This is a genomic window from Salinisphaera sp. RV14 (assembly GCF_052044135.1).
In the GTDB taxonomy this organism is placed as follows: domain Bacteria; phylum Pseudomonadota; class Gammaproteobacteria; order Nevskiales; family Salinisphaeraceae; genus Salinisphaera.
The window spans coordinates 479,300-493,253 of the sequence record NZ_JBQDYF010000001.1 but is presented as its reverse complement, the minus strand read 5'-3'; the positions used below and the strand labels follow the sequence as shown (position 1 = coordinate 493,253).

Below are 13,954 nucleotides of genomic sequence, written 5' to 3'. Positions count from 1 at the left end.
TCGCCCGGCCCAGTATCTGTTTTCGCGGCGCGCTTCAGGCCCGTGCACGGGGCAGCGTCATGCGCACCACGAGTCCGCCGTCGGGCCGATTGGCGAGCGTGATGTCGCCGCCGTGGGCACGGATCACCGACCGTGCGATCGACAGGCCGAGACCGACACCGCCGGTCTCGCGATTGCGCGAGGTTTCCAGGCGCACGAAGGCGTCGAACACCTTACCCATCTCGGCTTCGCCGATCCCCGGCCCGCGATCCGCGACCTCGATGACGACCTGCTGCGCGCTGTCGGCAAGCGCGAGTTCGGCGACCTCGCCGTAGGCCAGCGCATTGTCGATCACGTTGCGCAAGGCGCGCCGAATGGCCACGGGACGGCAGACCAACGGCACCGGCGCGCCCGGTTCGAATCGTACCGGCGCATCGGCGGCCCGGTAATCCTCGGCCACGGCATCGACCAGCGCGGTGAGATCCATGCGCCGCGTGGCCTCGGCGCTGGCTTCCTCGCGCATGAAGGTGAGCGCCGCCTCCGACATATGCGCCATATCCGCGAGCGTGGCATTCATCGCACGCGTATTGTCGTCGTCGGGCAAGAATTCCAGCCGCAGCCGCAGCGCGGTGATGGGCGTGCGCAAATCGTGCGCCAGGGCCGCCACCAGCCGCGTGCGCTCGGCCACGAAACGATCGATGCGCTCATGCATGCGATTGAATTCGACGATCGTGCGCTTGATTTCGTCGCTGCCCCGTTCGCGGATGGGGTGGATGCGCTCGCCGCGGCCGTAGCGTTCGGCGGCCGAAGCCAGATCGAGTAGCGGCCGCGTGATCCGGCGACTGGCAAAGATCACCGCCACACTCATCAGCGCGAGCGTGATCAATAGATTGCGCAGCGACTCGTGCGCCCAGTGGTCGATCTGCCCGGGCAGGCGCTGACGGACATCCAGCCAGCGTCCATCGTCCCGGCGAAACGCCAGCTCAACCGCCATGCGGCCCGGATCGTGTCGGGTGTGCATCAGGCCGCGACCGACACAAACCCGCACCCGCGACGGCGACACGTCCAAGCGCTCGGCAAAATCGCGAGCATAACGGCGCGAGTCCGCGTTATGGACCGCGCAATGCGGCGGTCGCCGGACCAGATCGAAGCGCACCGGCCGGCTCGACAATGAACGCACCAGATCGCCCTCGTGGCCCGGCTTGGCGTAACGCAGACTGTGGTCCACCGAGATCACCGACTGGCTCATGTAATCGCTGATCATGTGTTCGATAAAGCCGTCGCGCCCGCTACGAAAGCTCAGATAACTCACGCACTGGGAGATCACAAGCGCCAGCAGCGTCAGTACGATAATACGCGCGGCCAGCCCGCGCGGGCGCCAGCGCTTCATTGGCCGCCGACCGTCGCGGTGAAGCGATAACCGCCGCCCCAGACCGTCTTGATCAGCTGCGGCCGGGTCGAATCGCGCTCGATTTTGCGCCGCAGCCGCGAGACCTGGTTATCCACGCTGCGATCGAACACCTCGGCCTCGCGCCCCTGGGTCAGGTCCAGTAACTGTTCACGCGACAGCACCCGATTCGGGCGGCGTACGAAGGCCAGCAACAGCCGGAATTCGCCGGTCGACAGCGCCACCGACAGCCCGGTTTCGTCCTCGAGTTCCTGGCGCGCGACGTGAAAGACCCAGCGATCGAAGCGCACGATCTGGTCGTCGACCACGTCGCGCTGAGCGGGCAAGGATGCCGCCCGGCGCAGTACCGCGCGCACGCGCGCCAACAGCTCACGCGGCGAGAACGGCTTGGTGACGTAATCGTCGGCGCCCATTTCCAGACCGATCACGCGATCGGTCTCCTCGGCCACGGCGGTCAGCAGGATCACCGGAATCGCCGTGGTCTCGCGCAGCCAGCGGCACAGGGACAGCCCGTCCTCGCCCGGCATCATGATGTCGAGGATCACCAGGTCGAGCGCGGCATCGCGGATCTGGCGACGCGCGGCCCCGGCATCCGCGGCCGCCGATACACGGTACCCGTGGCCGACGAGGTAGCGGCTCAGCGAATCGCGAATATCACGATGATCGTCGACCACCAGAATATGCGGACTGGATTCGGCCATGACGCGGGCAGTGTACGGACTCTGGCGCCAATATAACGCGCGCCGCGCCGTCACCCGGCCCGATCTTGTAACCGAATACGCCAGCGCGCCCGCCTGACACAATCGGCGACAAACTCGTGGCCTTGCGACAGATTTGAAGGACACTTCCGGGCGGTAATGAGCCTCGTGGAAGGCGCCTTCGCAGCGCCCCACGCTCATCCGCAAAGGAGTACGTGATGAAAAAATATTTAACGCTTTCCCTGATCGCCGCCGGCCTGTCGGTCTCGGCCGTGGGGTTCGCCGCCGACAATAGCGCAGCGGATCACGACCCCGACAGCCAGGCCATCTTCAAAAAACTCGACACCAACGGCGACGGCCGGCTCACGGCTGCCGAGATGACCCGGCTGCCGGACGTGATCAAGCCACAGATGTTCGACAAGCTCGATACCAATCACGACGGCAAGATCGAGAAAAGCGAATTCGAGGCGCAGGCCAGGGCCCGCGCCGATCGCCTGTTCGCCAAGCTGGACGCCAACGGCGACGGCGTGATCTCGGCCGACGAGATGAAACCGCCGATGGGCCGCCATCACATGGGCCCGCCGGAAGGCGACATGCCGCCACCCCCGCCCTCCAGCCATCCGGGGAACGCGCCCGGGCCGGGCGATCACGATCATCACCGCTGGAGCCAGCACGAGGGCCACCGCCGGGGCGATCATGGCAAGCCCAGCACCGACGAGATCTTCGCCCATATGGACCGCAACAACGACGGCTATGTCTCCGCGGCTGAATGGAACAAGGCCGCCCAGCACTGGCATCATCACCGGCATGACTGGCACAAGCCGGACTCGGGTCAGGCGCAGGGCGAGGCGGACTGATCGCGCACCGATCGATGGGGCATGCCTCCCCGCGAAGGGCCGGCGCAATGCGCCGGCCTGTTCCAGGCGACAACGAAGCCGCCGATGGCATCATCCTGCCCGCCGCGGGTGTACCGGATGCCTACCAGCCGCAGCGTATTCAGGGCATCACGGCGATTGAAAACCCGCAGGCGATGCCAGCCTGACGCATCGCCCACGACACGGGCAGAACGCGCGCCCGGCTACCAGCGTACATAGGGCAGAAATTTGCCGTTCATGGTGATCTTGACCCGGTCGCCCCTGGGGTCCGGCACCCGCTCCACATCGATCATGAAATCGATGGCCGACATGATGCCGTCACCGAATTCCTCGTGGACACAGGCTTTCACCGCCGGTCCGTAAACCGCCATGATCTCGTAGAAACGATAGATCATCGGATCGGTGGGTACCGTCCGATCCAGCCACTGCCCCTTAAGCGGCGGCTCCTGCAAAGCCTCGGCCACCTGGGCGTCGAGATCGAGTAGGGCACACAATTTTTCGGCGATTTCTTCGGTGGCCGACGCCTCGCCCAGCGCCAGCGATGCGGTCCAGACCGGCGCCATGCCGATGGACTCGGCAATCTCACTCCAACGCATCCCCTTGGCTTTCTTGGCCTCGAGAATGGCGCGTTTCATCTGTTGTTTATCGATCACGGATCGGTCTCCCGCCATGGTGAATAAGGCCGCAATACGCGACGCTCGGCATGCTGCAGAAAACGTGCCATGGCGGGCCACCGGCCGCCGGATCGGGCGGCGCGACGCCGGTGATCGAGCCGAGGTCGCCGGCCCCGGTCGCGCGCCGCTCAGTACCCGGCGCTTGTGTTCTCCCCGCGCAGGCTGGCCACCAGCCCATCGCGGTAGTCGGGGAACACCAATCGATAGCCGGTGTCGGCCACGATTCGCCGGTTCGACAGACGGCGGGATTCGGCCAGAAACGACAGGCGCATGGCCGAGAATCGCTGCCGGGCCTCGGCCCAGTCGATCCGGGGTGGCGGCGGCGCGTCGAGCAATTCCGCCAGCGTGTCGTAGTAGGCTTCGCGACGCGTGGGCGCGCCGTCGCAGGCGTTGTAGATCGTGTGCGGGGGCTGTTGCCGCGCCACGCGCCAGGCCATGCCGGCGAGATCGTCGATATGCACGCGATTGGTCCACCCCCCGGCCGCATCGGCCAGCACGGGCTCGCCGGCCAGGACGCGATCGACCGGCAGCCGGCCGGGCCCGTAGATGCCGGGCGCGCGCAGGATCACGGCATGCGGGGCCCAGGCCACGATCTGTCGTTCGGCGTCGACGCGCCGCTTGGCGCGGGCACTGGCCGGCGCCACGGGACGGGTTTCGTCGACCCAGTCATCGCTGCAATCGCCGTACACCCCGCTGGTACTGATATACACGACATGCGCCGGCACACCCGGCATCGCCGCCAGAACCCGTCGCATGCGTTCGTCGGTCTCGCCATCGCGCGACGGCGGCGCGCTGTAGACGAGTCGACGACACGCCGGCAGCGCACCGATCTCTCGATCCAGATCGCACGCCAATGAATCGGCGCCGACGGCACGCACGCGGGCTGCGGATGCCGCGCTGCGCACCACGCCCAGTACGTCGTCGCCGGCCCCCACCGCACGTGCAGCGAGCCGGACACCGGTATCGCCGCAACCGACGATCAGGGTCGAGATGCCCACCGCAGCCACGACGTCAGTCCGCGCGCCGGCGCCACCTCATTGCGAGGCGCGCAGTTCCAGCCCGCGCCGATAGGCCGAGCGCGCCTGGTCCACTTCGTTGATCTGCTCGAACAGGTGGCCGAGTTCGAGCAGTGCATCCGCGCGCGCGTGCTGCGCCTGGCTGGCTTCGAAGTAACTCCGGGCCCGGCCCCAGAGCTGATTGCGCAGGCACAAACGGCCGGCCACCAGCATCAGCTCGGGTTTGCGGCCGTGGATCTTGATCCATTCCTCGACGGTTGCCAGCTGTTCGGTTTCGTCGCTGCACTGCAGGTCACCGAAGATAAGCGCCAACGGGGCGACCCATTGTTTTTTCAACGTATTGCGGATCACGTTCGCGGCCTCGTCATCCGCACGCTGCTGCTTCAGGCACTGCGCGTAGTGACGCACGATCTCGGGCGCCTGGCGCAAATCCTTCGACATGTGACGCCAGGCCGCGGTCAGACCACCGATATCGCGCTGCTGCGACAACCGATGCTGATGGGCCGCGATCGACATCTCGCGCACGCGTTCCGTTGACAACGCGGCATACTTGCCGAGCTCGGGCAGCAGACCGTAGACCCGGTCGTAATCGCCGCAGGCCATGGCGTGCTCGGCGAGCATGCGCAGCACCCAGGGGTGGCGTGGCTCGAGTTCATGCAAACGCGTCAGCGTGGCCTGGGCTTCGGCCGTCTGGCCGGCCGCGATCTGCAGCTCGGCCTGGGTGATGCGCACCGCCAGTTCGCTGATCGACTTGCGCTCGGACGCCTTGTGCAGATAGCGGTCGCGATCGCCCAGATGCGCCTGCTGCTGCGCGGCACGTGCGGAGAACAGATGATTCAGCCCGGGGGCCTCGTTCGATTCGGCCAGGGACTGCAGTTCGGCCTCGGCCAGGGCCCAGCGGGCCTCGGCCAGATGCTCGAGCCCCGCGTAGAGCGAACGCCGCGCCTTGCGCTGACGACGCCGGCCGAAAAAGCCCCGGATATTGCGTGGCGCGAACACGAGCGTGACGAAGATGCGCCAAACCAGGGCCAGGACCCATACGCCGAGAAGCGCGGCGGCACAGGCGAACAGCAGCGAGGTCTCGATCTGCCAGCCGTGGAAGGCGATCAGCACATAGCCCGGGTGATGCCGGAACAGCAGCGACAGCAGAATACCGAGCAGGACAAAGACAAAGAAAGCGAGCAGCAGACGACGCATCACGAGCTCCCCGCGGTGTTGGCGTTATTGCCTTGCTTGCCGCCGGGTTCGGCCTGCCCGGGCTGGGCGGCCCCGCTGTCGGACGACCCGGCGGACCCGGACTGACCGGAGGCGCTGCCACCCGCGGGCGACGCGCCATTTCCGCTGCTCTCGTTGTTCCGATCGTGGGCCATGATCCGGCGCAGCGCTTTCAGGCTGGACGACAGATCCGGCGCTTGCCAATTGAGCTTGACCTGCGACAGCTGGGACAGGTCATCCAGCACCGCCGAAACCGACGAATCGCTGGTATCGAAATACTTGCGGATCCAGTCTCGCGCCTGCGACAGCGCATCGTGATAGGTCTGCGCATCGCCGCCCAGCAGGGCCAGACGGGCCGTACGCAGTTGCAGCTGCAGGTTCTGAACCAGGAAATACGATTGGTCGGGCGCCATCAATGCCGGCGCGTTTTCGGTGCCGTTGGCATGCCGGATGGTGACCATCTGCGACAGCGCGTTGCCGGCCGAGTCAACGAACTGGTGCCACATCCGGGCCAGCTTGATGCCGGCGAATTCCAGCGTATCGCCACTGTCGCCGCCCTGCGCGCCGGCGCTCGCGGCCCCCCCGTGGCCGGGCTGCGGCTGGTAGTGGCTCGGCACATGGGATTTGAGCGGCAGTTTCGGGACCTGCTTGATCGCATTCGACAACTTGAGCGACAGGCCCTCGATGTCGGGGTTGGGCAACGCCTTGAGCGCGGCCTTCTCGCTGGCGATCTTGGCACGCACCGGGTGCAACTCGGGATCGCCGCTGCGCTGGATGGCGTCGTCGGCCAGCGACAGCGCCCGGGCTGCGCCCTTCGGATCATGCTCGATCTGGAGCCGCTGGTTGGCCGCTTCCAGCAACAAGGCGATGCGCTGGTCGACGAACCGGCTGTGATCGCCTCCGAGTTGATCCGACAACTGCTTGTTCTGCGCCTGAACATGCTGGATGGTCTGCTGCAACTGGGCGATCTGCTGCTGGCGCTGGTCCAGCTTCTGCGACAGTTGATCGGTCCGCTGCGAGAACTTCTGCAACCGATCATGCATATCGGACAGCTTGGGCATGATCACTTTCTGGACATTGTGCTGCAGGCTGTTATCAACGGTGTTGATACGCGAGTCCAGATCGCCGATGCGCTGCTGACCGTGATACCAGAGATAGCCACTGGAGGCCGCCGCGAGAATGGCGATAATCAGCGCGACCACGGCCACGACCAGGCCGATGTTGCGCCGCTTGCCATCGCGTTTCGTGCCGCCCGGGCCCGAGCCCTGCTTACCACCAGCCGTGCTCGCGGCAGCGCTACCCGTACTGCCTGACGACGCGGTCGCGTTCCTGCCGCTGCCGCTCGTGGCCGCGCTGCGGGTGCCCGGCGCGCCCGAACGCGGGCTCGCGCCGGCGCTGGCGGCGCCGGACGACTTCGTGCCCGAGCCGGCGGTGGCCGTGCTTCCGGCGGACGTGGACCTGGCCTTGCCGCGGTCGGCGTCCTGACGCGAGTCGCCGCCGGTCCTGGCCGTTTCCCGGGCACCGTCGGACGGCTTCGCACTCGCCGAGGCGCCGGCCGCGGCCCGGGTTTCGGCACCGGGGCTCGAAGCGCTTTTCTGCCCGGACGCGGCCTGGCCGCCCGATTTGTTCGACTCGCCACCGGAAGCGCCCGACCCGGCCGCCGATTGGCCCCGGCCGCCATCGCCCGGCGCCGCCTTGTGGTCGGTTGCCGGCCTGTCGCCGGCCGCCGACGCCGTGTTCGGGCCGGCCTTCGACGGCTTGCTGCCGCTCGATTGGCTGTTGTCTTCGGGCTTGGCCGAGGACTGGGCTCGGTCGGCGTCGTTCTTGTCGCGCTTGTCTTGAGTCATAAGGTAGCGGCTATCCCCCGGTGTCGGTTACCGTCATTGTCCACGGACCGGCCAGATGCGGTCCAGCGCAGCCACTGCGCCCGCCGCATCCATGCGTTCGATGACCACCGGTTCCACCGACCAATCATCAACGTCGCAGCCGGCTTGTTGTACCACACGCTGGCTGGCCGCCACCAACCGCAGATGCGCCAGCCGGGCGCGTTTGGCACCGCTGGCGAGGGTGGCCAGATGCCGCCAGGCCTCGGCGCTGGTCACGATCACGGCATCCGCCGACAGCAATTGCCGCAGCCGCGCATCGCCGATCGCCGCGGGCGCGCGGCGATACAGTGCAATCTTGTCGAGTTGCGCGCCACGCGCGATCAGGGCATCGGCCAGCGCCGCCCGCCCACCCTGGCCCGAGAGCAGTGCGACGCGCCGCCCGGCCACCCGGCGCAGTCGCGGCAACGCCAGCAACCCTTCCGAATCGGCACGCCCGGGCCTGGCCACGGCGACGCCGGTATAACGCGACAGCGCCTCGGCGCTCGCCGCGCCGACGGCCACAAGCGTGCCCCGGGGCGCCCAGTACGGGCGCAGACGGGCCGCGCCCGCCACCGCGTTGGCCGAAGTCGCGATCACGATATCGGCGGCTTCCGCCCGGTCGAGCGCGGCCGCGGCCACCGCAGCATCGGGCGGCGGCTCGATGACCAGCAATGGCTCCACCAGCACATTCGCGCCAGCCGCTTCGAAAGCGGCGCGCCATGCCCCGGCCTGCGCGATCGGCCGCGTCAGCCAGACCGTGGCACCGGACAGATCAGGGGGCGACATGCGAATCGCGTGCGGCTCAGCCGAGAGCCGCGAGGATGCGGTCGGCGCCGGCGGCCAGCAGGCGTTCGGCCAGTGCATGCCCGAGCGCCGTGGCCTCGTCGACCGGCCCGCTGAGTTCGTCGCGTACCATCTGCGTGCCGTCCGGGCGCCCGACACAGGCCCGCAGGCGCAAGATGACGCCGTCGTGCGTGGCGTGCGCCGCGATCGGCAGATGACAGCTGCCCTCCAGCCGACTGTTGACCGCGCGCTCGGCGTCGATGCGCACATGGGTGTATTCGTCGTCGAGCGCGGCGATGGCGGCGGCGGTGTCGTCATCGGCGGCACGGATCTCGATGCCGAGCACGCCCTGGCCGATCGCCGGCAGGCTCTGCTCGGGGCTTAGCTCGCAGCGGATGCGCGCGGCCAGTTCCAGCCGCTCCAGCCCGGCACAGGCCAGCAGGATGGCGTCGTATTCGCCGGCATCCAGCTTGGCCAGACGGGTCTGCACATTGCCGCGCAGGTTCCGGATCTCCAGATCCGGGCGCAGATGCTTGATCATCGCGGCGCGACGCAGGCTGGACGTACCCACGACCGCGCCGGCCGGCATGGCTTGTGGGGTGTCGTAGGTGTTGGATACGAACGCATCGAGCGGGCTCGCCGGCGCCAGCACCACCGGCAGCGCGAATCCGGGCGGCAGTTCGGCCGGCACGTCCTTCATCGAATGCACTGCCAGATCGGCTTCGCCATTCGTCATCGCGGCTTCGAGTTCCTTGAGAAACAATCCTTTACCGCCGATGGCCGACAACGGCCGGTCGGTAACGCGATCGCCCTCGGTCCGGATCGGCAGCAGTTCGACGTCGGTGTCGGGCAGGGCGATCGCCAGGCGCGACTGCACATGACGGGCCTGCCACAGTGCGAGTTCGGACTGGCGGGTGGCGATACGCAGGGTCTTGGGCATGAACAAAGGCTCGCGGGTGGTCGTTTTCTCGGCGATCGGCAGCAAAGGACCGCCGCGAATGAATCAGGATTCGAGCAGGGCCCGGACCTCGGCCAGGCGGCGCCGGGACACCGGCACCGTGGCGTCGATGTGGCGCAGGGTCAGACAGGCACTGCCGTCACTATTGTATTTGAGTCCGGTGACGTGGGCACGGGCGACCAGCGCCTTGCGGTGGACCCGCATGAAGTTGTCCGCCAGCGATTGTTCCAGGGTGGCCAGCGACTGTTCGATCAGCAGTTCGCCGTGCATATGAAACACCGAGGTGTATTTCCGGTCGGCCCAGAAATACAGAATGTCGCGAATCGCCACGCGCTCGATGCCATCGCGGGTGCGTGCGCTCACATAGCCCATCGGGCCGCGGCCGTCCGGCTGGCCAGCGAGCGCGCTGTACTGCGCCCGGCTCGGCTGACGCGCCCGGGCGAGTGCGGCCGCCAGATCATCGCGCCGCACCGGCTTGAGCAGGTAGCCGTCGGCCTGACTGTTGTGCGCCGACAACGCATGCTCGCTGTGCGCCGTGATGAAGATCACCGCCGGCGGCAGATCGGTGTCGGCCAGTTCGCGCGCCACCTGCAGGCCATCGATACCCGGCATGTGCACGTCCAGCAGCACGGCGTCCGGCGCCAATTCGGACACGCGCTGGATGGCCGACCGGCCCTCCGAGGCCTCGCCGATCACGGCATGGCCGGGAAAGGTCTCGATCATGCGGCGCAGCCGCTCGCGTGCGAGCGGCTCGTCGTCGACGATCATGACATTCATTTCAGCGCGTCTTCTCGCTCTTGTTGGGGTAGTACAAGCCTAACCGTGAACCACGTGTCGTCATGCATGAAATCGAGCCCGGCCTGCCCATCGTAAACCAGTGCCAGTCGACGCCGGATATTCGACAACGCCTGGCGATGTCCCGGCGCACGTCCGGCGCTCGCCGCCACCGGGTTGCGCACCTCGGCGCACAGCGCCCCGGCCTCCACCCAGGCGCGGACCCGGACCGTCCCGCCGTCGGCCAAGCGCGCCACGCCGTGGCCGATGGCGTTTTCCACCAGCGGCTGCAGGCACAGCGACGGCAGCCGCGCCTCCCTTGCGGCCGGCGACAGATCGACGTCCATCGCCAACCGGTCGCCCAGGCGCAGTTTCTCGATGCGGACGTAGGCATCGATGAGACGCATTTCGTCGGCGAGCCGGATCGCGGCCGGACTTTCGGCGTTCAGGCGGGCCCGCAGCAACGTCGCCAGATCCTCGAGCGCGATTTCCGCCTCGGCCGGCCGAGACGCGATCAGTGCGGCGACGCTGTTGAGCGTGTTGAACAGGAAGTGCGGCTCGATACGGGCCTGGAGCGCTTCCAGCCGGGCGCGCAGCTCGGCCTCGGCGTGCGCCGCCCAGGACGCGCGCAACCAGAAATAACGCAGCCCCAGTGCCGCGACCACCGCGCAGACGCCCATGCTGCGCAGCACGAACGCCCCCTGGCCACTGTGCTCGATCAATAACCCGAACCCGGTGAACCGCCCGGCCGCGAACACGATTTCAGTGACCGCCAGGGTCACCAACAGCAGGCTGATGTATGACAGGGCCACCACGATGCGCGTATCCCGCCCCTGCGCGTAGCGGCGTATCAGACACAGTGCCGCCGCGCTGCAAACGCCGATCCATTGAAGATAAACCGACAACAGAAACAGCCGCCGCCATAGATCGCCGGACATCGAGCCGCCCAGCGCCAGCACGATCGCCACCGCCTCACACACCAGAAGCACACGGAGCACGCGCGCGCCGGTACAGAAGTCGGGCAGTATGGCGGTCGGCGATTCGGACTCGGGCATCGCCTACAGTTTTTGAATACCCGGGCCACGGCGTCAAGCCGGCGCATTGCTATACTCGCGCCCACTGCGCACGCAATGGATGCACCGATGAGCACGCAATCGAGCCATCAGACCTGGGGCGGCCGTTTCGCCGAGGGCCCGGATGCCCGGGTGGCCGCGTTCACCGAATCGATCTCGTTCGAGACGCGGCTGGCGCCCTACGACATCGCGGGATCGATCGCGCATGCCCGCATGCTGGCGGCCATCGGCGTGCTCACCACCGATGAATTCGGCGCGATCGAGGCCGGCCTGAAAGCCATCGAGGCCCGTATCAGCGCCGGTGAATTCCCCTGGGACGCCGCGCTCGAAGATGTGCACATGAACATCGAGGCACGGCTGACCGCGGATATCGGCGCGCTGGGCAAGAAGCTGCACACCGCGCGTTCGCGCAACGATCAGGTGGCCACCGACGTGCGCCTGTGGCTGCGCGACACGCTCGATGCGCTGCTCGGCGAAGTCAACCGGCTGCGCGCCGGGCTGGTCGAACTCGCCGAACGCGAGGCCGATACCATCATGCCGGGCTTTACCCACATGCAGGTGGCCCAGCCGGTGACTTTCGGCCACCACATGCTGGCCTGGCAGGCGATGCTGGCGCGCGACGCCGAGCGGCTGGCCCAGATCCGCGCCCGTGCCAACGTGCTGCCGCTGGGCGCCGCCGCGCTGGCCGGCACCACCTTTCCCATCGACCGCGAGATGGTGGCCAACGAACTCGGCTTCGACGGCGTCATCGATAACTCGCTGGACGCGGTATCCGATCGCGATTTCGCCATTGAATTCGTCTCGGCGTCGGCGACGATCATGATGCATCTGTCGCGTTTTTCCGAGGAACTGATCCTGTGGATGAGCCCGGCCTTCGATTTCGTCCAACTGCCCGATCGCTACTGCACCGGGTCCTCGATCATGCCGCAGAAGAAAAATCCCGACGTGGCCGAGCTCACCCGCGGCAAGACCGCCCGCGTACAGGGCCATCTCACCGCCCTGCTCACACTCATGAAAGGCCAGCCGCTGGCCTACAACCGCGACAATCAGGAAGACAAGATCCCGATGTTCGACACCGCCGACACCGTCGGCGCGTGCCTGGCCCTGTTCGCCGATATGGCCCCGCATATCGCGGTCAAGCGCGAACAATGCCGGGAAGCCGCGCGCCGCGGTTTCGCTACCGCCACCGATCTGGCGGATTACCTGGTGCGGGCCGGCGTCGCCTTCCGCGATGCCCACGAGATCGTGGGCAACTGTGTCTCGCGTGCCATCCGCGAAGGCCGCGACCTGGCCGAACTGGAACTGGCCACCCTGCGCGAGTATTCCGAAGCGATCGGCGGAGACGTCTACGAAGTGCTGACGCTGGAAGGCTCGGTGGCCGCCCGCAACCATATCGGCGGCACCGCGCCCGACCAGGTACGCGCCGCCGCGGCACGGGCGCGCCAAAAGCTGCAAAGCTGAATCGCGGAGAAGGTTTCAGAAAAACCGTCCGCAGATCGCGGACAAACTGCTTTTCGGACCGCGCTACTCCGCCCTCACGGAACGGCGCTGACTTGCCGAACAGACCGGAGCGCGCACGGTAGAGCGCGGAGATATCCTCAGGGCGTTCTGGCAAGAACGGTCCGCAAATGAACGCCAATAAGACAGAAAATCGTTTTTGATTTGCGTTTATTTTGCGTTCATTTGCGGACGGCTTTCCCGCGGACCGGGTTCTATTGCTCGAACAGATCCGCCCGGGCGCGGTAGAGCGCGGAGATATCCTCGTCGCCATGGCCGTCGGCCATGAGCTGTTCGTATTCCTCGCGCGTCTTGGCCGACAGCGGTAGTTTGCCGTGCTTCAAGCCTGCCATGTGCAGGCAGATGCCGAGGTCCTTGTGGTGATGCTTGAGCTTGAAGCCGGGGTCGAAGACGTCGCGCACCATGGTCTTGCCGCGATGGTTGACGAACCAGTTGCCGGCCGCGCCCGAGCCGACCACGTCGACCACCTTGTCCAGCGGCAGTTCCATGGCGGCGGCAAAGCGCATGGCCTCGCACACCGCCTGGTTGATGCCGGCCACCATGATCTGGTTGACCGCCTTGGTCGCCTGGCCGGAGCCGATCGGCCCCATCAGGGTGATGCCCGAGCCCATGGCCTCGAGCACGGGCCTGACGCGTTCGAACACCGCGTCGTCGGCGCCGACCATGATCGACAGCGTGCCGTTCTTGGCCCCTTCCGTGCCGCCGGAGACGGGGGCGTCGACGAACGCCGCCCCGGTTTCGCCGACGCGTCGGGCCGCTTCCCGGGCGGTATCGCTGGCCACCGTCGAGCAATCGATCACGACATGCCGCTCGGTCAGCGCGCCGGTCAGGGCATCGACCATGGCCAGCACATCGTCATCCGCCGAGACACAGATCACGATCGCCTCGGCGTGCGCGGCGGCCTCGGCCGGGTCGGCGACGACTTTCACATCGTGTTCGCCGGCGAAATCCTCGGCCCGGCGGGTAGTGCGGTTATAGACGGCCGTCAGCAGACCGGCCGCGTGAAGATTGGCGGCCATGCCGTGGCCCATGCCGCCGAGCCCCAGAAATGCACTGTTCATGACTTCGATTCCATGCGTGGTTTCCGATCGATGATAAGCTTTTGAAACCGAGGGCCC

14 protein-coding genes are annotated in these 13,954 nt (G+C 67.1%); 3 read left to right on the top strand and 11 right to left on the bottom strand.

From position 1 onward, the window contains the following. Nucleotides 1-34: 34 nt before the first annotated feature. Together ACS8Y6_RS02310 and ACS8Y6_RS02305 are read right to left on the bottom strand one after the other, a co-directional pair. A complete protein-coding gene (locus ACS8Y6_RS02310) occupies nt 35-1,369 on the bottom strand; it encodes an ATP-binding protein (protein WP_440850174.1) in 1,335 nt (444 codons plus the stop codon). Then, nucleotides 1,366-2,088: a response regulator gene (locus ACS8Y6_RS02305; protein ID WP_440850175.1), complete on the bottom strand. Its 723-nt coding sequence runs from the start codon at nt 2,086-2,088 to the stop codon at nt 1,366-1,368. Before ACS8Y6_RS02305 ends, ACS8Y6_RS02310 begins: the two co-directional genes overlap by 4 nt. Before the next feature lie 215 nt (nt 2,089-2,303). On the opposite strand from ACS8Y6_RS02305, the gene ACS8Y6_RS02300 reads away from it, so the two are divergent. Both ACS8Y6_RS02300 and ACS8Y6_RS02295 read left to right on the top strand, forming a co-directional pair. Then, the gene (locus ACS8Y6_RS02300; RefSeq protein WP_440854898.1) at nt 2,304-2,942 is read left to right on the top strand and encodes an EF-hand domain-containing protein; all 639 of its coding nucleotides are present in this window, start codon (nt 2,304-2,306) and stop codon (nt 2,940-2,942) included. Between the two features lie 47 nt (nt 2,943-2,989). Then, nucleotides 2,990-3,127 carry a hypothetical protein gene (locus ACS8Y6_RS02295; protein WP_440850177.1) on the top strand — a complete coding sequence of 46 codons (138 nt, stop codon included), beginning with the start codon at nt 2,990-2,992 and terminating at the stop codon, nt 3,125-3,127. Between the two features lie 36 nt (nt 3,128-3,163). On the opposite strand, the gene cynS is transcribed toward ACS8Y6_RS02295, so the two are convergent. From cynS to ACS8Y6_RS02255, 8 genes are all read right to left on the bottom strand, one after another. Continuing rightward, entirely contained in the window at nt 3,164-3,610 is a 447-nt protein-coding gene (cynS, locus tag ACS8Y6_RS02290) for a cyanase (RefSeq protein WP_440850183.1), read from the bottom strand. A 152-nt stretch (nt 3,611-3,762) separates the two neighbouring features. After that, nucleotides 3,763-4,641 carry an SDR family oxidoreductase gene (locus ACS8Y6_RS02285; protein WP_440850178.1) on the bottom strand — a complete coding sequence of 293 codons (879 nt, stop codon included), beginning with the start codon at nt 4,639-4,641 and terminating at the stop codon, nt 3,763-3,765. Nucleotides 4,642-4,668: 27 nt separating this feature from the next. After that, entirely contained in the window at nt 4,669-5,847 is a 1,179-nt protein-coding gene (locus ACS8Y6_RS02280; RefSeq protein ID WP_440850179.1) for a heme biosynthesis HemY N-terminal domain-containing protein, read from the bottom strand. After that, a complete protein-coding gene (locus ACS8Y6_RS02275) occupies nt 5,847-7,712 on the bottom strand; it encodes a uroporphyrinogen-III C-methyltransferase (RefSeq protein ID WP_440854897.1) in 1,866 nt (621 codons plus the stop codon). The genes ACS8Y6_RS02280 and ACS8Y6_RS02275 overlap by 1 nt, the downstream gene beginning before the upstream one ends. Nucleotides 7,713-7,745: 33 nt before the next feature. Next, nucleotides 7,746-8,516, bottom strand: a complete 771-nt coding sequence (locus ACS8Y6_RS02270; protein WP_440850439.1) for a uroporphyrinogen-III synthase — start codon at nt 8,514-8,516, stop codon at nt 7,746-7,748. A 16-nt stretch (nt 8,517-8,532) separates the two neighbouring features. Then, nucleotides 8,533-9,453: a hydroxymethylbilane synthase gene (gene hemC, locus ACS8Y6_RS02265; protein ID WP_440850438.1), complete on the bottom strand. Its 921-nt coding sequence runs from the start codon at nt 9,451-9,453 to the stop codon at nt 8,533-8,535. A 63-nt stretch (nt 9,454-9,516) separates the two neighbouring features. Next, nucleotides 9,517-10,239 carry a LytR/AlgR family response regulator transcription factor gene (locus ACS8Y6_RS02260; RefSeq protein WP_440850437.1) on the bottom strand — a complete coding sequence of 241 codons (723 nt, stop codon included), beginning with the start codon at nt 10,237-10,239 and terminating at the stop codon, nt 9,517-9,519. A 5-nt stretch (nt 10,240-10,244) separates the two neighbouring features. Further along, nucleotides 10,245-11,300 (bottom strand): sensor histidine kinase, encoded by a 1,056-nt coding sequence (locus ACS8Y6_RS02255; protein ID WP_440850436.1) that lies wholly within the window; start codon nt 11,298-11,300, stop codon nt 10,245-10,247. Between the two features lie 87 nt (nt 11,301-11,387). On the opposite strand from ACS8Y6_RS02255, the gene argH reads away from it, so the two are divergent. Further along, entirely contained in the window at nt 11,388-12,779 is a 1,392-nt protein-coding gene (gene argH / locus ACS8Y6_RS02250) for an argininosuccinate lyase (RefSeq protein ID WP_440854896.1), read from the top strand. A 251-nt stretch (nt 12,780-13,030) separates the two neighbouring features. Here the strand turns inward: argH and ACS8Y6_RS02245 are convergent, their stop codons facing one another. Further along, entirely contained in the window at nt 13,031-13,897 is an 867-nt protein-coding gene (locus ACS8Y6_RS02245) for an NAD(P)-dependent oxidoreductase (protein WP_440854895.1), read from the bottom strand. Nucleotides 13,898-13,954: the final 57 nt, after the last annotated feature.